At 68.8% G+C, this 16,238-nt stretch carries 19 protein-coding genes; 10 read left to right on the forward strand and 9 right to left on the reverse strand.

What is annotated here, in order from left to right; genetic code table 11:
• The first annotated feature begins 67 nt into the window (after window positions 1–67).
• The 4 genes from AC3WTD_RS04670 to AC3WTD_RS04685 all read left to right on the forward strand — a co-directional run bounded on the left by AC3WTD_RS04670 (window position 68) and on the right by AC3WTD_RS04685 (window position 2,597).
• Window positions 68–850 (forward strand): CDP-alcohol phosphatidyltransferase family protein, encoded by a 783-nt coding sequence (locus AC3WTD_RS04670; RefSeq protein ID WP_235642550.1) that lies wholly within the window; start codon window positions 68–70, stop codon window positions 848–850.
• Window positions 847–1,335: a hypothetical protein gene (locus AC3WTD_RS04675; RefSeq protein ID WP_027493761.1), complete on the forward strand. Its 489-nt coding sequence runs from the start codon at window positions 847–849 to the stop codon at window positions 1,333–1,335. The genes AC3WTD_RS04670 and AC3WTD_RS04675 overlap by 4 nt, the downstream gene beginning before the upstream one ends.
• Window positions 1,336–1,340: 5 nt before the next feature.
• The gene (gene rimI, locus AC3WTD_RS04680) at window positions 1,341–1,811 is read left to right on the forward strand and encodes a ribosomal protein S18-alanine N-acetyltransferase (protein WP_027493760.1); all 471 of its coding nucleotides are present in this window, start codon (window positions 1,341–1,343) and stop codon (window positions 1,809–1,811) included.
• Window positions 1,812–1,910: 99 nt separating this feature from the next.
• Window positions 1,911–2,597, forward strand: coding sequence for a class I SAM-dependent methyltransferase (locus tag AC3WTD_RS04685; RefSeq protein ID WP_492613055.1), 687 nt, complete (start codon window positions 1,911–1,913; stop codon window positions 2,595–2,597).
• 33 nt (window positions 2,598–2,630) lie between these two features.
• On the opposite strand, the gene AC3WTD_RS04690 is transcribed toward AC3WTD_RS04685, so the two are convergent.
• The 6 genes from AC3WTD_RS04690 to AC3WTD_RS04715 all read right to left on the reverse strand — a co-directional run bounded on the left by AC3WTD_RS04690 (window position 2,631) and on the right by AC3WTD_RS04715 (window position 9,271).
• The gene (locus tag AC3WTD_RS04690) at window positions 2,631–5,594 is read right to left on the reverse strand and encodes a valine--tRNA ligase (protein ID WP_492613056.1); all 2,964 of its coding nucleotides are present in this window, start codon (window positions 5,592–5,594) and stop codon (window positions 2,631–2,633) included.
• A 123-nt stretch (window positions 5,595–5,717) separates the two neighbouring features.
• Window positions 5,718–6,068 (reverse strand): DUF3147 family protein, encoded by a 351-nt coding sequence (locus AC3WTD_RS04695; protein WP_027493757.1) that lies wholly within the window; start codon window positions 6,066–6,068, stop codon window positions 5,718–5,720.
• Between the two features lie 23 nt (window positions 6,069–6,091).
• The gene (hemE, locus tag AC3WTD_RS04700; RefSeq protein ID WP_492613057.1) at window positions 6,092–7,165 is read right to left on the reverse strand and encodes a uroporphyrinogen decarboxylase; all 1,074 of its coding nucleotides are present in this window, start codon (window positions 7,163–7,165) and stop codon (window positions 6,092–6,094) included.
• 1 nt (window position 7,166) lies between these two features.
• Window positions 7,167–7,427, reverse strand: a complete 261-nt coding sequence (locus AC3WTD_RS04705) for a WGR domain-containing protein (RefSeq protein ID WP_027493755.1) — start codon at window positions 7,425–7,427, stop codon at window positions 7,167–7,169.
• A gap of 192 nt (window positions 7,428–7,619) precedes the next feature.
• On the reverse strand, window positions 7,620–8,720 hold the full coding sequence (aroB, locus tag AC3WTD_RS04710) for a 3-dehydroquinate synthase (protein WP_492613058.1): 1,101 nt from the start codon (window positions 8,718–8,720) through the stop codon (window positions 7,620–7,622).
• Entirely contained in the window at window positions 8,717–9,271 is a 555-nt protein-coding gene (locus tag AC3WTD_RS04715; protein ID WP_235642553.1) for a shikimate kinase, read from the reverse strand. The genes aroB and AC3WTD_RS04715 overlap by 4 nt, the downstream gene beginning before the upstream one ends.
• A 54-nt stretch (window positions 9,272–9,325) precedes the next feature.
• On the opposite strand from AC3WTD_RS04715, the gene AC3WTD_RS04720 reads away from it, so the two are divergent.
• From AC3WTD_RS04720 to AC3WTD_RS04730, 3 genes are all read left to right on the forward strand, one after another.
• Window positions 9,326–10,159: an SDR family oxidoreductase gene (locus tag AC3WTD_RS04720; RefSeq protein WP_492613059.1), complete on the forward strand. Its 834-nt coding sequence runs from the start codon at window positions 9,326–9,328 to the stop codon at window positions 10,157–10,159.
• Between the two features lie 24 nt (window positions 10,160–10,183).
• Window positions 10,184–10,528: a YbjQ family protein gene (locus AC3WTD_RS04725; protein ID WP_027493752.1), complete on the forward strand. Its 345-nt coding sequence runs from the start codon at window positions 10,184–10,186 to the stop codon at window positions 10,526–10,528.
• Between the two features lie 111 nt (window positions 10,529–10,639).
• Window positions 10,640–10,843 carry a dodecin family protein gene (locus AC3WTD_RS04730; protein ID WP_492613060.1) on the forward strand — a complete coding sequence of 68 codons (204 nt, stop codon included), beginning with the start codon at window positions 10,640–10,642 and terminating at the stop codon, window positions 10,841–10,843.
• 50 nt (window positions 10,844–10,893) lie between these two features.
• Here AC3WTD_RS04730 and AC3WTD_RS04735 read toward each other — a convergent pair whose 3' ends face one another.
• Window positions 10,894–11,724 carry a kinase gene (locus tag AC3WTD_RS04735; protein ID WP_492613061.1) on the reverse strand — a complete coding sequence of 277 codons (831 nt, stop codon included), beginning with the start codon at window positions 11,722–11,724 and terminating at the stop codon, window positions 10,894–10,896.
• A 234-nt stretch (window positions 11,725–11,958) separates the two neighbouring features.
• Here AC3WTD_RS04735 and pdxH point away from each other — a divergent pair, with 234 nt between their 5' ends.
• The 3 genes from pdxH to AC3WTD_RS04750 are packed head-to-tail and all read left to right on the forward strand — an operon-like array spanning window position 11,959 to window position 13,812.
• Entirely contained in the window at window positions 11,959–12,546 is a 588-nt protein-coding gene (gene pdxH, locus AC3WTD_RS04740; RefSeq protein WP_027493749.1) for a pyridoxamine 5'-phosphate oxidase, read from the forward strand.
• The gene (locus AC3WTD_RS04745) at window positions 12,543–12,983 is read left to right on the forward strand and encodes a secondary thiamine-phosphate synthase enzyme YjbQ (RefSeq protein ID WP_027493748.1); all 441 of its coding nucleotides are present in this window, start codon (window positions 12,543–12,545) and stop codon (window positions 12,981–12,983) included. The genes pdxH and AC3WTD_RS04745 overlap by 4 nt, the downstream gene beginning before the upstream one ends.
• A 4-nt stretch (window positions 12,984–12,987) precedes the next feature.
• On the forward strand, window positions 12,988–13,812 hold the full coding sequence (locus AC3WTD_RS04750) for a cobalamin-binding protein (RefSeq protein WP_492613062.1): 825 nt from the start codon (window positions 12,988–12,990) through the stop codon (window positions 13,810–13,812).
• A gap of 854 nt (window positions 13,813–14,666) precedes the next feature.
• Here AC3WTD_RS04750 and AC3WTD_RS04755 read toward each other — a convergent pair.
• Together AC3WTD_RS04755 and proC are read right to left on the reverse strand one after the other, a co-directional pair.
• On the reverse strand, window positions 14,667–15,242 hold the full coding sequence (locus AC3WTD_RS04755) for a YggT family protein (RefSeq protein WP_492613063.1): 576 nt from the start codon (window positions 15,240–15,242) through the stop codon (window positions 14,667–14,669).
• On the reverse strand, window positions 15,239–16,063 hold the full coding sequence (gene proC, locus AC3WTD_RS04760; protein WP_492613064.1) for a pyrroline-5-carboxylate reductase: 825 nt from the start codon (window positions 16,061–16,063) through the stop codon (window positions 15,239–15,241). The genes AC3WTD_RS04755 and proC overlap by 4 nt, the downstream gene beginning before the upstream one ends.
• Window positions 16,064–16,238 lie beyond the last annotated feature (175 nt).

Raw genomic sequence — 16,238 nt, forward strand, 5'->3', positions numbered from 1 at the left:
ACTCCGGCCTGCCGGACTCAAGCAGCCGATGGTTTACACTGCGCGCATCCCGTCACGGTCTTGATTCATGAGCGAGCCCCTGCCCGTACGCCCGCCCCGTCACCGGGGTATTTACCTGTTGCCGAACCTGTTCACCACGGGGGCGATGTTCGCCGGTTTCTACGCGATCATCGCCAGCATCGGCGGGCGTTATACCGAGGCCGCGGTAGCGGTGTTCATCGCTGCGCTGCTGGACGGCATGGATGGCCGCGTGGCGCGCATGACCGGCACCCAGACCGAGTTCGGCGTGCAGTACGACTCGCTGTCCGACCTGGTCAGTTTCGGCTTGGCGCCGGCACTGGTGATGTACACATGGTCGCTGTCGACGCTGCGCGATTTCGGCCCGCTGTGGGGCAAGCTGGGCTGGGCTGCCGCATTCATCTACGCCGCCTGCGCCGCGCTGCGGCTGGCGCGCTTCAACACCCAGGTGGGCGTGGCCGACAAACGCTATTTCCAGGGGCTGGCCAGCCCGGCGGCGGCGGCGGTGTGCATGTCGTTCGTGTGGAGCGTGGACAAGTTCGGCCTGGCCGGCAGCGACTTCAGTTTCGTCACGGCAGTGCTGGCGGTGGTGGTCGGCCTGCTGATGGTCAGCCGCTTCCGCTATTTCAGCTTCAAGTCGCTGCCGATGGGCGACCGCCAGCGCGTGCCGTTCGTGTGGATGGTGGCGGCGGTGCTGCTGCTGGCGCTGCTGATCCTGGATACGCCGCGCGTGTTGTTCGTCGGCTTCACGGTCTATCTGTTGTCCGGCCCGGTGTGGACGATCTGGGGCCTGGCCACGCATCGGCGCCGGGTGCGGCGCGGCGCGACATGAACGCCGCCGCACGCCAGCACGCCGACGCCGCGCATCGCGCCCGCGTGCTGCGTGCGCTGGGTGTGACGCCGTGGCAGCGGCGGAGTGCGCCGGCGGTTGCCGTCGCGGGGGCTGGGCAGGACGCGCCAGCCGCGGCGGCGGGCGTGGCCTGCGTGGTGGTGTTGCCGCAGGGCTGCAGCGCGCGCGAACTCGACTTGCTCGGTCGCGCGCTGGCTACCTGCGGCGCCGCGCTGGCGCGTGCTGCACGGGTTACCGCCAGCGATGGCCAGTTGGCCGCCGGCGTGCCTGAGGCACGCGCCTATCTGGTGTTCGGCGAAGCGCAGGCGCATGCGCTGGGCCGCGCGCTGCCGGCTGCGGCGCTACGCCAGGCGCAGATCGTGCTGGCCGACGAGCCGGCGCTGGTGCTGACCAGTGCCGGCGCCAAGCGGCGCCTGTGGAACGCGTTGCGCAGCGTGCGCCGCGCACTGGCCGCGGCCGGCGGCTGAAGGTCATGGCCGCGGTGGTCAAGCCGGTGATCCAGGTGCGCGGCATGCGGGCCGAGGATCTGGAAGCGGTCAGCGTATTGGAAAACCTGTCTTACGAATTCCCGTGGTCGGCGGGCATCTTCGGCGACTGCCTCAAGGCGGGACACCCGTGCTGGGTGCTGTGCGTGGACGGCGTGGTCGCCGGCTACGGCGTTCTGTCGACAGGCGCGGGCGAAGCGCATGTGCTGAACCTGTGCATCGGGCCGGATTACCGCGGCCGCGGCCTGGGCCGGCACCTGCTGGGCCGGTTGCTGGACATTGCGCGCTGGAATGGTGCCGGGCGGGTCTTCCTCGAGGTGCGGCCGTCGAATCCGCTGGCCAAGGCGTTGTACGAATCGGTGGGTTTCCACGAGATCGGCCGCCGGCCGCGCTACTACCCCGCACGCCACGGGCGCGAGGACGCGATCGTGATGGTGCTGGAGCCCGGGACTCCCTAGCCGGCTGCGCCCGGCAGGCGCTGCAAGCGGGCCCGCCATGCAAACGCGATGGTGACGGGTGTTAGCATGCCGCCCGCATTCCATGCCGGAGTCTCTTCAGTGCAAGGGCAGTTTTCGACCGACTGGTTCCACCACAACATTCCGCATTGGGAGCAGTGGCTTGCTTCGTTGCGCGGCAAACCGGGCCTGCGCGCGCTGGAGATCGGCAGTTTCGAGGGGCGCTCGACCGCCTGGCTGTGCGAGAACATCCTGACCGCCGCGGACAGTTCGATCGACTGCCTGGACTTCTTCCAGCCCGACCCGGTGTACGGCGACTACCACGCGCGTTTTCGCGCCAACACGGCGCCCTGGCGCGAGCGCATCAGCGAATTCCCCGGACCGAGCTTCGATTCGCTGCGGCAAGTCCAGGGGCCTTACGACCTCGTTTACGTCGACGGCTGGCATGCCGCCTTCGGTGCGCTGGCCGACGGCATCATGGCGTGGCCGCTGCTGAAGGTCGGCGGCATCATGATCTTCGACGATTACCTGTGGGTACCGCCGAAGCTGGGCCCGGTGCCGCGTCCCGGCTGGTTGACGCGCAAGTGGCTGCGCTGGACCGGTCGCCGCTGGCGGACCGAGGGGCTGAAGAAGCAGATCGAAAGCGTGAAGACCGAGACGCCCAAGCTCGGCGTGGACGGCCTGCTGGCCACGCTGGACGGCTATTACGAGTTGCTGGGCATCAGCAACCAGCTGGCCGTGCGCAAGACGCGCGACTTCTCGCCGGGGCAGGTCGGCCAAGACACCTGAGGACCCGGCCGCAGCGCGGCGGGGCCACGAACATCAGACCAGCTTCTGCGCCTGCTCGCGCAGCGCGCCCAGCGTGGCGTTCCAGTCGGCGATGCGCTGGCGTTCCTGCGCCACCACTTCGGCCGGTGCGTTGGCGACGAAGCTGGCGTTGCCGAGCTTGCCCTCGCACTTTTTGATCTCGACCTCGATGCGGCCGATTTCCCTGGCCAAGCGCGCCTTTTCGGCATCAAGGTCGATCAGGCCGGCCAGCGGAATCAGCACGCGCAGCGTGCCGACCACGGCCGCGGCCGCGGCGGGCTCGGCGCTGCCGGCTTCGATCCATTGCGGTGCCTCGGTGCGGGCGAGGAAGGCGATCTGCGCGGCGAACTTCGCCACGCGCGCGTGATCGCCGCTGTCGCCGTCGGCAAGCAGCAGCGGGATGGTCTTGCCCGGCGCGATGTTCATCTCCGAGCGGATCCGGCGGATGCCCGAGAGCACGGCCTTGAACCATTCGATCTCGGCGGTCGCTGCGTCGTCGTGCGCGAAGTCCGTGCCGCGCGGATACGTGGACTGGAGAATGCTCTTTGTTGAAGAGTCCGGCAGGGATGCCGGGCTGTTCTTTGCGCTCATGGAGGAGCGCACGAATACTTTCGCCACTTCCTGCCAGACTTCCTCGGTGAGGAAGGGAATCACCGGGTGCAGCGCGCGCAGCACCGCTTCCAGCACCACCAGCAGCGTGTGCCGCGTGGATGCTGCCGCGCCGGCGTCTTCGCCGTTCAGCGCGGGCTTGGAGAGTTCCAGGAACCAGTCGCAATACTCGTTCCACACGAACTCGTACAGCGCCTGCGCCAGGTGGTCGAAGCGGTACGTGCGGAAATGTTCTTCCACCTCGGTCAGCGTCTGCGCCAGCCGTGTCAGAATCCACCGCTCCGCTTCGGTAACCGGCGCTGAGCCCCTCTCCCCTCGGGAGAGGGGTTGGGGCGAGGGTGCGGTGATGCCGGAAGGCCGCGCTCCGCCCGTACCCTCTCCCGGCGCATCCGCGCCACCCTCTCCCGCAGGGAGAGGGGAAACGTTCATCAGCACGAAGCGTGCCGCGTTCCACAACTTGTTGCAGAACGCCTTGTAGCCTTCGGCGCGCTTGATGTCGAAGTTGATCGTGCGGCTGTAGCTGGCCAGCGCGGCGAAGGTGAAGCGCAGCGCGTCGGTGCCGATCGCGGGAATGCCGCCGGGGTAATCCTTGCGGATGCGCTTCTCGACCTTGGCGCGCACCTGCGGGATCAGCAGCGACTTCGTCGATTTCTCCACCAACGGCTCCAGCGCGATGCCGTCGATCAGGTCCAGCGGGTCCAGCGTGTTGCCCTTGGACTTGGACATCTTCTGGCCTTCCGCATCGCGCACGATCGCGTTGATGTAGACCTCGCGGAACGGGATGCGGCCGGTGAAGTACCTGGTCGCCATCACCATCCGCGCGACCCAGAAGAAGATGATGTCGAAGCCGGTGACCAGCACCGCGCTGGGCAGGAAGATCTGGTCGTTGGCCCAGTTCGCCACGACTTCGCCGCGCTCGTTCTTCACCGTGCCGTCGGCCGGCCAGCCCATGGTGGAGAACGGCCACAGCGCGGAGCTGAACCAGGTATCCAGCACGTCCTCGTCCTGGCGCAGCGCGCCGACCGGCGCGGTGTCGGCATGCGCGCGCGCGTCGGCTTCGTCCTCGCCCACGAAGATGTTGCCGGCCTCGTCGTACCACGCCGGAATGCGGTGGCCCCACCACAGCTGGCGGCTGATGCACCAGTCCTGGATGTTGTCCAGCCACTGCGTGTAGGTGGTGCTCCAGTTCTCCGGCACGAACTTGATGTCGCCGTTGCGCACCGCGTCCAGCGCCGGCTCGGTGATTGCCTTGCGGCCGCCGGGGCGTCCATCCTGCTGGATGTCCGACGTCAGGTCGACGAACCACTGGTCGGTGAGCATCGGCTCGATCACCGCGTCGGAGCGCTGGCTTACCGGCACCTGCAGCTTGTGCGGTTTGGTCTCGACCAGCAGGCCGAGCGCTTCCAGGTCCGCCAGCACGGCCTTGCGCGCGTCGTAGCGGTCGAGGCCGCGGTATTTTTCCGGTGCGTTGTCGTTGACCTTCGCATCCAGCGTGAAGATGGTGATCGGCGGCAACTGGTGGCGCTGGCCGATCGCGTAGTCGTTGAAGTCGTGCGCAGGGGTGATCTTCACGCAGCCGGTGCCGAACTCGCGGTCCACGTAATCGTCGGCGATCACCGGAATCTCGCGCTCGGTCAGCGGCAGCTTCAGCGTCCTGCCGACCAGGTGCGCGTAGCGCTCGTCCTCCGGATGCACGGCGACGGCGACGTCGCCCAGCATGGTCTCGGGGCGGGTGGTGGCGACCACCACGCTCTCGTCGCTGCCCACCACCGGGTAGCGGATCGACCACATGTGGCCGTCGCGCTCGACGTTGTTCACTTCGAGATCGGAGACGGCGGTGCCCAGCAGCGGATCCCAGTTCACCAGCCGGTTGCCGCGGTAGATCAACCCGGCGCGATACCAGTCGATGAACACCTTGCGCACCGCAGCCGAAAGTCCCTCGTCCATGGTGAAGCGCTCGCGCGACCAGTCGGCGGCGGCGCCGATGCGGCGCATCTGGTGGGTGATGGTGGAGCCGGATTCCTCCTTCCACTGCCACACGCGTTCGACGAACGCATCGCGGCCCAGGTCGTGTCGGGTCTTCTCCTCGACCGCCAGCTGGTTCTCGACGATCTTCTGGGTGGCGATGCCGGCATGGTCGGTGCCGACCTGCCACAGCGTGTTGAAACCGCGCATGCGGTGATAGCGCACCAGCATGTCCATCACCGTCTGCTGGAACGCATGCCCCATGTGCAGCGTGCCGGTGACGTTCGGCGGCGGCAGCAGGATGCAGTACGGTTCACCCGTGCCCGACGGCCTGAACGCACCGCTGGCCTCCCAGCGCGCGTACCACGTCGACTCGATCTGGGCGGGTTCGAAACTCTTGTCCATGGGGACTCGCGATGGCGCGCCGCAGAGGGCACGCACATATGGTGTAAAGCGGCCATTGTACGGGCGCAGGCCGGATGGCCCAAGCGGCCGCCGTTCACCCCGGCAGGGCAATGGACAAGAGCGTTACAGCAAGTCGATCCCGAACCGTCGCACCAGCAGCGCAAACAGCCAGAAGCACGCTACGGTGATCAGCGCGCAGGTGAGCAGGGTCGGCCAGAAGCCGAGGCGCGGCAGTAGTACGGGGAAGGCCAGGAACATGGGTAGCGTCGGCACCACATACCAGAACGTGTACCAGGCGTGGTTGGCGATTTTTTCCTGCGGCTGGCGTTCGACGTACAGCCAGATCAGGGCCAGCACGGTGACCAGCGGCAACGCGGCGATCAGGCCGCCGAGGCGATCACTGCGCTTGGCGGCTTCGGAGACGAGCACGACGACGGCCGCGGTGACCAGGTACTTGGTGACGAGCCATCCCATCGGTTCACTCCTTCGCGCGTTACTCAACTGCCGCGCAGGATGCGCCCGTACGCGTGCACTTCGTCCACCAGCACCTTCAGGTGTTCCGGATCCACTTCCGGCGTGACGCCGTGGCCGAGGTTGAACACGTGGCCGGGGTGGTTGCCGTAGCTGTCGAGCACGGCGCGGGCCCCACGGCGGATCACTTCGGGGCTGGCGCGCATCACGGCGGGGTCGAGGTTGCCCTGCAGCGCCACCTTGCCGGCGACGGCGCGGCGCGCGTCGGCGAGGTCCACCGTCCAGTCGACGCCGAGCGCGGCGCAGCCCGAATCGGCCATTTCGGCCAGGTGCATGCCGGCGCCCTTGGAGAACAGGATCACCGGCAGTTCGCGCGCATGGGCATCGGCTTTCAGGGCGGCCACGATCTGCGCCATATAGCGCAGCGAGAACTCGCGGAACGGCGCCGGGCCGAGCAGGCCGCCCCAGGTGTCGAAGATCATCAGCGCCTGCGCGCCGGCTTCGGCCTGGGCGACCAGGTAGGCGGCGACGGACTGCGCCAGCGTGTCGAGCAGCTGGTGGGCGAGCTTCGGCTCGTTCCAGCACATCGCCTTCAGCGTGGCGAAGTCCCGCGAGCCGGCGCCCTCGACCATGTAGCAGGCCAGCGTCCACGGGCTGCCGGAGAAACCGATCAGCGGCACGCGGCCGTGCAGCTCGCGGCGGATCAGGCGCACCGCGTCCATCACGTAGCGCAGCTCGCCGTCCATGTCGGGCACGGCGAGTCTGGCGACGTCGGCGGCGCTGCGCACCGGGCGCGCGAACTGCGGGCCCTCGCCGTGGGCGAACGACAGGCCCAGGCCCATCGCGTCGGGGATGGTGAGGATGTCGGAGAACAGGATCGCCGCGTCCAGCTCGAAGCGCTGCAGCGGCTGCAGGGTCACCTCGCAGGCGAACTCGGGGTGCTGCGCCAGGCCCATGAAGCTGCCCGCGCGCTCGCGGGTGGCGCGGTACTCCGGCAGATAGCGGCCGGCCTGGCGCATCACCCAGATCGGCGTGGTGTCGGTGGGTTCGCGGCGCAGGGCGCGCAGGAAGCGATCGTTCTTCAGTTCTTGAACAGGCATTTCAACGTCCATACGGGCCTTCCAGGCCCTGGGCAAACATCAGGCGGAAGCCGCGCTTGAGCTGCGTATCGCGGGCTTTCTCGAACGCGGCCACGGCCTCGTCGCGCTCCAGGAACTGCTCGCGCTTCATGCTGGCGCGGCCGCCCTGGGTGCCGGATTCGCGGTACAGCGTCCAGCCGCCGAGCAGATCCTGTTCCAGCGTGATCTGGACGTAGCGGGGGGCGTCGGTACTGCCGGGCACGGTTTGCAGGTAGAGGCGCATGGGTTCCAGGGGTGCAGCACGAACGGGCGCGTAGCCGGACGCCACAGTTTATAGGATTTGCGCGGTGGCACCCGTTGCACGGGTGGGCACGTCGTCACATGCGCGGCGGATGGTGTTTGCGGGGCGGACACTGTCTGCCGGCTTCTCGATGCGTCGCCATGCCTCGGCCGAATGCGGCGGGCGGTGCCCGCCCTACGGTGCTGAGGTGGCTTCGGTCAGCACGGCCAGCACGTCGGCCTCGGCCACGCCGGCGACGATTTCCGCCCGGCCGATGCCGCGCCACAGGATCAGCCGCAAGGTGCCGGCGGTGTTCTTCTTGTCCAGCCGCATCAGCGCCAGCAACTGCGGCGGATCCATCCCGGGCGGGACCGCCACCGGCAGCCCGACGGCTTCCAGCAGGCGCTGCAGGCGGGCGCTGGCGGCCGGCGCGCTCATGCCGAGCCGCTCGGACAGGCGTGCCGCCAGCAGCATGCCGATGGCCACGCCCTCGCCGTGCAGCAGGGCGGTGTAGTGGCCGGCGGTTTCCAGGGCGTGGCCGAAGGTATGGCCGAGGTTGAGCAGGGCGCGCTCGCCCTGTTCGGTTTCGTCGCGCGCGACCACGCCGGCCTTGTAGGCCACCTTGCGCGCGATCGCTTCCTGCACCGTGGCGGGCTCGCGCGCGGCGAGCGCGGCGGCGTGTTGCTCCAGCCAGGCGAAGAACGGCTCGTCGCCGATCGCCGCGCCCTTGATCACCTCGGCCAGGCCGGCGCGGTATTCGCGCCCGGGCAGGGTCGCCAGGGTGTCGATGTCGGCGACCACCGCGCGCGGCTGGTGGAACGCGCCGGCGAGGTTTTTGCCCACCGGCAGGTTCACGCCGGTCTTGCCGCCCACCGAGGAATCGACCATCGCCAGCAAGGTGGTGGGCATCTGGATGAAGTCGATGCCGCGCATCCAGCACGCCGCGCTGAAACCGGCCAGGTCGCCGACCACGCCGCCGCCCAGCGCGATCACGCAGGCGTCGCGGGTGGCGCCGAGTTCACCCAGCGCTTCCAGCACGCGGCCGACGTTGGCGAAACTCTTGTGCGCTTCGCCGTCGTCGAGCAGGAAGCTGGCCCAGCGCAGGCCGTCCAGCCCCGCCTCGATGCGCGGCAGGTACAGCGGCGCCACGGTGGTGTTGCTGACCACCAGCGCGTGGTGCCCGCGCAGCATGGCGCGCCAGCGTGCGTGGTCGTGCAGCAGGCCGGCGCCGATCCACACCGGGTAGCTGCGCTGGCCGAGGGCGACGGTGACGGTCTGGCGTGCCGGGTCGTTCATGCGGTCTGCCTGGGTGCTGCGCCGGGGCGCTGCCAATGACGGTCGATCAGCGCGATGCAGCGTTCGCCGCTGGCGGCGAGGCTGTCGGGTTCGCCGGGTACTGCAAGGTCGGCGAGCTCACGGTAGAGCGGTTCGCGCACCTGCGCCATCGCCTGCAGCCGCTCGCGGCGGTTGGCCACCGCCAGCAGCGGGCGGTGGTGGTCGCGCTCCAGCCGCTCCAGTTGCTGTTCGATGCTGGCCTGCAGCCACACCACGTAGCCGCGCTCGCGCAGCCGCCGGCGGTTGGCTTCGGCCAGCACTGCCCCGGCACCGGTGGCCAGCAGCACGCCGTCGCGGCGGCTGCATTCGTCCAAGAGCGCGCTCTCGCGCTGGCGGAAACCCGCCTCGCCCTCGATCTCGAACACCCGGTTCACGTCCGCGCCGCAGTGGCGCTCGATCTCCTGGTCGAGATCGACGAAGCTCAGGTCATAATGAGCTGCAAGTCGTCGCCCGATCGAGCTCTTGCCGGCGCCGGTCGGGCCGATGAGGAACAGGTTGGGTGAAGGGTTCATGCGCAGATGCTAACAGGGCGGATCGGCCCGGGCAGCGCGACGGGAGGGCGGCAAGTGAGCGAACGTGTCCTGCTGGCCGGATGCGGCGACCTGGGCGAGCGCGTGGCGCAGCGCCTGCGCGCTCGCGGCGACGAAGTCTGGGCGCTGCGGCGCCAGCCGCCGGCGCGCGGCAAGCACGGTATCCACTGGCTGCGCGGCGACCTGACCGATCCGGCCAGCCTGGGCGGGTTGCCCGCGGGCGTCACCCGGCTGGTCTATCTGCCGGCGCCGGCGGCGCGCGACAAGGCGGCGTACCGCGCGATCTTCGTGGACGGCCTGCGCCACCTGCTCGACGCGCTCGATGTCCGCCAGTTGCAGCGCGTGCTGCTGGTTTCCTCCAGCGCCGTGTACGGCGAGCATGACGGCGACTGGGTCGACGAGACCACACCGGCCGACCCGGCGGGCTTCAACGGCGCGGTGCTGCTCGAGGCCGAGCAGTGGCTGGCGCAGCAGCCGCTGCCGTCGACCGTGTTGCGGCTGGCCGGCCTGTACGGGCCGGGGCGGTTGCAGCTGGTCGAGCGCCTGCGTGGCGGGCAGTTGCGCGTACCGCGCGAGGCGCCGCACTGGGCCAACCGGATCCACGTCGACGATGCGGCCACCGCGATCGTGCACCTGCTGCGGCTGAAGTCGCCGCAGCCGCTGTATCTCGGTGTGGACGACACCCCGATGCCGCTCGACGAGTTGTACGACTTCCTCGCGACACTGATCGATGCCCCCTTGCCTGCGGAAGGCGCGCCACCGGTCGGCGTCGGCAGCAAGCGGCTCAGCAACGCGAAGCTGCGCGCCAGCGGCTGGGCGCCGCAATGGCCGGACGCGCGCGAAGGCTACGCCGCGCTGCTCGACGGCTGAACCATCCACCGAAGGAGAACCGCCATGGCCAACACCGTTCCGCATCACCAGGTCAGCACCGCCAACGAGATTCCCGGTTGCCGCATCGTGCGTTCGTTCGGTATCGTGCGCGGCATCACCGTGCGTTCGCGCAGCGTGGTCGGCAATCTCGGCGCCGCGCTGCAGACCATCGTCGGCGGCAACATCTCGATCTACACCGAGTTGTGCGAGAAGGCGCGCGAGGAGGCGTTCGAGCTGATGCTGCAGCATGCCGCCGCGATGGGCGCGAACGGGGTGGTGGCGATGCGCTACGACGCCAACGACGTCGCCCAGGGCGTTACCGAAGTGCTGGCCTACGGCACGGCGGTGCAGGTGGAGGCGTCAACGTGAGGTGATTTTGCAGTGCGGCTTGCCGCCGCGGATGAGTGCGGGACAGACTCGGGTTCCGGAGCGGGGGGAGCGTCGCGTGCCGCTTGCACGATTCCACCGGAGATTGACGCCATGTCGGTAGCCAAGGTCATCGAAATCAACGCCTCGTCCAGCAAGAGCATGGAAAACGCCGTGCAGGGCGGCCTGAAAAAGGCCGGCGAGTCAGTGAAGAACATCAAGGGCGCCTGGGTCAACGAGATCAAGGTGGTGACCAAGGACGACGGCACCATCACCGAGTGGCGGGTGAACATGAAGGTCAATTTCATCGTCGACTGATTGCCCCGCGCCGGCGAGGCCGCGGTGGCGCGTGCTTCGCCGGTGCCCGTTCAGCCGTGGCTGAGGCCGGTCACGTGGCGGTCGTCGTCGTACTCCACGCAGGTATCGGCCAGCGCCGGCAGGGTGGCCAGCGCGTGCCGGCTGAGCCGCTCGAAGTGCGCCAGGAACCGTTCCATTGCCGCCGCATCCATCGCCAGCGGCGCGTGTCGGGCCAGCAGTTCCTGCTCCTGCTCGCCACGCCAGCGGCGCACGATCTCCCAGCTCGGTGCCTGCAGCACGATCAGCGCATCGAACTTGCGCCACAGCGGCTGGTAGCCGCGCAACTGCTTGTTGACCCAGTGCCGCCAGCTGCCGTCGGGGTCCTCGTTGCGCTCCAGTTCGTTGACCGGCCAGGCCAGCGCGACCTGCGGCTGCGGCCGGACGCCCAGCGCCCAGCCTTCCACGATCACTAGTTTCGGCGGCCGCGTGGTGCGCGGCCAGCGCGACGGCGGGAAGCGGGTGTCGCGGCCCTTGTCGAAGCGTGGATGCGACACCGGCAGCTTGTCCGAGGCCTGCGGCAGCGCCGCCAGCACCGACATCAGCAGCTCGATCTCGTGCGTGCCCGGCACGCCACGGCTGCGCAGCAGCGGATGCACGTCGCGCGCCAGCGCCTCGCGGTCGCTGCGGGTGTAGTAGAAGTCATCCAGCGAAAGCACCTCGGTGGGCCAGCCGCGGGCTTCGGCCGCGGCCTTCATTACCCGTGCCAGGGTGCTCTTGCCGCTGCCCTGCAGGCCGGACAGACCGAGGATGTACGGGCGCCGCGAGCGGGCGATGCGCCCGGCGTACTGGTCGAGCAGGTGGCCGGCGAGGGCCTCGTTCTGCAGGTCGGCGTGGGGCGTCATCCGCGGCACACCGTGCTTCCGGGAGGGATTTCCGCCACCGGCAGGCCGCGCCTGCCGGGCATGGCGCCAGCGGGCATGTCGCTGCGTCCTTCACATGTCGTGGCGGAAGATGGCGCTGCCTTCCGGGCCGGCCGGGTACTGGAGGGACGGTGCATTGCATTATTATCGGTCGGATTCATCCGCACCATGATGGCGCGTGTCGGCCACGATGCAAAAGGAAAGTTTTCAGACACCATGCTCAAATCCGAAATTCTAGATACCTTCCAGCGCCTGCTGGAGGAAGCCACGGCCAGTGGCGAGCGCGAACCGACCGCGATGAACCTGGCCACCGTGGACGCCGCCGGCCGGGTCGCCTCGCGCATCGTGCTGCTCAAGGGCGCCGACGAGCGCGGCTTCCGCTTCTACACCAACTACGACAGCGACAAGGGCGGCCAGCTCGAGGCGCACCCGCAGGTGGCGCTGTGCTTCCACTGGAAGCAGTTGCGCGAGGGCGTGCAGGTGCGCGTGGAAGGCGTGGCGCGCAAGCTGCTGGCGGAAGAGTCGGACGCCTACTTCGCCAGCCGCGCCCGTGGCAGCCAGATCGGCGCGTGGGCTTCGCTGCAGTCGCAGACCTTGCCTGATCGCGACACGTTCGAGCAGCGGGTGGCGCGCTACGAGCAGCAATTCGATGGTCGCGAGGTGACCCGACCGCCGCACTGGGGCGGCTTCGTGGTGGAGCCGGACATGCTCGAGTTCTGGTACGGCGCCGAGTTCCGCCTGCACGAGCGCGTGCGCTGGGATCGCCACGGCCAGACCTGGACCAGCCGGATGCTCTACCCGTGACCCGCGCGCTGCCCGCCGAGCATGTGGCGCAGGGCAGCTTCACCGTGCACACGCGCGGGCGCGGCTTCAGCGAGATCACCGCACAGGTCGGCGACGCCGTGGCAGCCAGCCATGTGCAGACCGGCATCGCGCAGGTGTTCACCGCGCACACCAGCTGCTCGCTGCTGATCAGCGAGAATGCCGACCCCACGGTGCGCGATGACCTGGAGCGCTGGTTCGCGCGCGCGGTGCCCGATGGCGATGCGATCTTCCGACACGACGCGGAAGGTCCGGACGACATGCCCGCGCATGTGCGCTCGATCCTCACCGGGGTCAGCCTCGGCGTGCCGGTGCATAGCGGCAAGCTGATGCTTGGCGCCTGGCAGGGCATCTATCTGTGGGAACACCGCCTCGACCCGCACCAGCGCAAGGTGGTGGTCACCGTGCTGGGGAACTGAACGCATGGATCACGCTGCCCCCGCTGCCGGTTGGCCCGACCACTTCCCGCAACGCATCGTCTGCCTCACCGAGGAGCCGACCGAGGTTCTGTACGCGCTCGGCGAGGAGCGGCGCATCGTCGGCATCTCCGGCTTCACCGTGCGGCCGCCGCGCGCACGCCGGGAGAAGCCGAAAGTCTCCGCCTTCACCAGCGCGAAGATCGGCGAGATCCTGAAACTGGAACCGGACCTGGCGATCGGTTTCTCCGACATCCAGGCCGACATCGCGCGCGAGCTGGTCAAGGCCGGCGTCGAGGTGTGGATCAGCAACCACCGCAGCGTCGACGGCATCCTGGCCTACATTCGCCGGCTCGGCGCGATGGTCGGCGCACAGGAGAAGGCCGAGGCGTATGCGCAGTGCGCCGAGCGACATATCGCCGAAATCCGCGCCGCGGCCGCGCAGCTGCCGCGGCGGCCGAAGGTGTATTTCGAGGAATGGGACGAGCCGATCATCACCGGCATCCGCTGGGTCGCCGAGATCATCGGCATCGCCGGCGGCGACGACTGCTTCCCCGAACTGGCCCGCGAGCCGCTGGCGAAGCAGCGTATCCTGCCGAACGGCGACGAGGTGGTGCGCCGTGCACCGGACATCATCCTTGGCTCCTGGTGCGGCAAGCGGTTTCGCCCGGACAAAGTCGCGGAGCGGCCAGGGTGGGGCACGATCCCCGCGGTGCTCGATGGCGAGCTGCACGAGGTCAAATCACCGATCATCCTGCAGCCGGGGCCGGCGGCGCTGTTCGACGGCTTGGACGAGATCCATCGAATCATCACCGAGTGGGCGCTGCGCTGAGCCTTCCACTTTCCGGTTGTGGTAGGAGCGCACCCTGTGCGCGATGCTCTTGCTTCATTCAAAGCGAAAAAGGATCAGAGGCAAGAGCTTTCGTGCGCCTCCGGCGCCCGAGTTACTTTCTCTTTGCGCGGGGAGCGAAGAGCGTCAGAAGCAAAAGCTTTCGTCTGCCTACGGCAGCCGAGTCACTTTCTCTTTGCGTGGCCAAAGAGAAAGTAACCCAAGAGAAAGGCCACCCCGCTTGGCGCTTGCCGGACATCCTGTCCGGCAAGTCCGTGAGCCGGGGCCGGGCTTTTCGAGCGGGCTCCTGCCCGCGCGAAAAGGCGTTGCCATCCCTGGCAACGCCCGCTGCGCGGCCTGTCGACCCCGCCTCACCGCCGCGCAAGGGACCCCGGGCAGAGCAGCGGGCCATCGTGGCCCGCACTCGGTGATGAAGCTGAAAAGCCACAGCCACAGCAAAGCGTCGCTTTGCTGTGGCTTCGCTCGTGCTTTTGATCTGGCTCCTCTGAAGAGTGCGCGCAGGATGCGCGCTGCTCTACCGGGGTCCCCTCTGAAGCGGCGGACGGGTGGTGGAAAAGCCCGCAGGGTGGCCGGCATGAATGCCGGCCAGTTTGTCGTCAGCACAGGCAACGGCATGGATGCCGGAGTTGAGGCAACGCAGGAGCGGTTGCCCGATGTGCTGTCGACAAACCCCACCACCCGGCCGCGGACCTTGCGGGCAGGATGCCCGCAAGGCGCGTAAGCGGGGTGCCCCTCTCTTTGGTTACTTTCTCTCGGGCAAGCGAGAGAAAGTAACTCGGGCGCCGCAGGCGCACGAAAGCTCTTGGGCCCTTGCTTCAGCCGCCACGAGAGAAAACTCAGGCGCCCAGCGCCAATCGCGCCCCCAGATCCAGCAATGGCGCCGCCACCAGCAAACGGGCCAGCAGCAGCGCGATCATCACCGCCATCGGCGCGAAATCGATCTGGCCGATGATCAGCCGGCCGTGCAGCGGGCGCAGCAGCGGGGCGACGATGCTGCCGGCCAGCTGCAGCATGGGGTGGCGGCGGTCCACCGCGAACATACTCAGCAGCGACCAGCCGAAGATCAGTACCAGGTAGCACAGCAGCACGAAGTCGAGCAGCTCGGCCAGCGACAGCACGATCAGGCCAAGCGGTTGCGGCATCACCCCGAGCAGGGCGAACAGCAGCAGGCGCTTGAGCAGCATCGCCAGCCATGCCAGCAGCAGGGCGGCCAGGTTGATCCGGCGCCAGTTCGGCAACACGCGGCGGATCGGTGCCAGCACCGGGTTGGTGCTGCGGTAGACGAACTGGCTCAGCGGATTGTGGAAATCGGCGCGGCAGGCTTCGGCAGCCACGCGCAGCAGCAACAGCGCGACCACCGCGTCGAACGCCAGGTCGAGCAGCAGGGACAGCGCATTCAGCAGGTAGCTCACGGCAGCTGGTCCAGTTCGGCGGCAAGTTCCACACCGCGCTGCGTGGCGGCGGCCACGGCGCGGGCGACGACGTGCGGCAGGCCGTCGGCGGCGAAGCTTTCCAGCGCGGCCTGGGTGGTGCCATGCGGCGAGGTGACGCGCTGGCGCAGCACGGCCGGGTCTTCGCCGCCCTCCACCAGCATGCGGCCGGCACCCAGGCAGGTTTGCGCGGCGAGTGCGCGAGCAGTGTCGCGGGGCAGGCCCTGCGCCACCGCGGCGGCTTCCAGCGCCTCGACCAGGGCGAAGAAGTACGCCGGGCCGGAGCCGGACAGCGCGGTGACGGTATCCATCAGCGCCTCGTCGTCGATCCAGCGGGTGATCCCGGCAGCGTCGAGGATGTGCTGCGCCCGCGCCTTCTGCGCCGGGCTGACCCGGTGGTTGGCGCACAGGCCGGTGGCGCCGACGCCGATCAGCGCCGGCGTGTTGGGCATGCAGCGCACGATCGGCAGCCCGCTGCCGAACCAGCGCTCCAGCTGGTCCAGCCGCACGCCGGCGGCGATCGAGATCAGCAACGGCCGGTGGCGCTGCAGGAGGTCGCACAGGTCGGCGTGGATCGACGGCATCACCTGCGGTTTCACCGCCAGCAGGATCACCTCGGCGTCCGCCACGGCCAGCCGGTTCTCGGCATAGCAGGCGATGCCGAAGTCGCGGCCCAGCGCCTGACGCGCTTCGGCCAGCGGCTCGGCCACGCTGAGGGTAGCCGGTGCCACGCCGGTTTTCAGCAAGCCGCCGATCAGGCTGCGCGCCATGTTGCCGCCGCCGATGAAGGCAAGTCGTGTCATGCAGGGCTCCTCGTCCGTCCAGACCACATACCTTACCGGAGCCGGCGCGCGAGCGACGGGTTTTGCCGGCGGAAGGTCGCGCGGCAGCGCGTCGCCGGAGCCGGCTGGCGATTTTTTCGACCGGGTGCGCAAACCGCGTTGGCAGTTTGCGCATGGAGGGCGGAAAGACTGGCCG

The organism is Rhodanobacter sp. FW106-PBR-R2A-1-15 (assembly GCF_058789735.1).

Coding starts and splice junctions, on each gene's coding strand:
- AC3WTD_RS04670 (WP_235642550.1), top strand. CDS start 68: ATGAGCGAGCCCCTGCCCGTACGCCCGCCCCGTCACCGGGGTATTTAC.
- AC3WTD_RS04675 (WP_027493761.1), top strand. CDS start 847: ATGAACGCCGCCGCACGCCAGCACGCCGACGCCGCGCATCGCGCCCGC.
- rimI (WP_027493760.1), top strand. CDS start 1,341: ATGGCCGCGGTGGTCAAGCCGGTGATCCAGGTGCGCGGCATGCGGGCC.
- AC3WTD_RS04690 (WP_492613056.1), bottom strand. CDS start 5,594: ATGGACAAGAGTTTCGAACCCGCCCAGATCGAGTCGACGTGGTACGCG.
- AC3WTD_RS04695 (WP_027493757.1), bottom strand. CDS start 6,068: ATGGGATGGCTCGTCACCAAGTACCTGGTCACCGCGGCCGTCGTCGTG.
- hemE (WP_492613057.1), bottom strand. CDS start 7,165: ATGCCTGTTCAAGAACTGAAGAACGATCGCTTCCTGCGCGCCCTGCGC.
- AC3WTD_RS04705 (WP_027493755.1), bottom strand. CDS start 7,427: ATGCGCCTCTACCTGCAAACCGTGCCCGGCAGTACCGACGCCCCCCGC.
- aroB (WP_492613058.1), bottom strand. CDS start 8,720: ATGAACGACCCGGCACGCCAGACCGTCACCGTCGCCCTCGGCCAGCGC.
- AC3WTD_RS04715 (WP_235642553.1), bottom strand. CDS start 9,271: ATGAACCCTTCACCCAACCTGTTCCTCATCGGCCCGACCGGCGCCGGC.
- AC3WTD_RS04725 (WP_027493752.1), top strand. CDS start 10,184: ATGGCCAACACCGTTCCGCATCACCAGGTCAGCACCGCCAACGAGATT.
- AC3WTD_RS04730 (WP_492613060.1), top strand. CDS start 10,640: ATGTCGGTAGCCAAGGTCATCGAAATCAACGCCTCGTCCAGCAAGAGC.
- AC3WTD_RS04735 (WP_492613061.1), bottom strand. CDS start 11,724: ATGACGCCCCACGCCGACCTGCAGAACGAGGCCCTCGCCGGCCACCTG.
- pdxH (WP_027493749.1), top strand. CDS start 11,959: ATGCTCAAATCCGAAATTCTAGATACCTTCCAGCGCCTGCTGGAGGAA.
- AC3WTD_RS04750 (WP_492613062.1), top strand. CDS start 12,988: ATGGATCACGCTGCCCCCGCTGCCGGTTGGCCCGACCACTTCCCGCAA.
- proC (WP_492613064.1), bottom strand. CDS start 16,063: ATGACACGACTTGCCTTCATCGGCGGCGGCAACATGGCGCGCAGCCTG.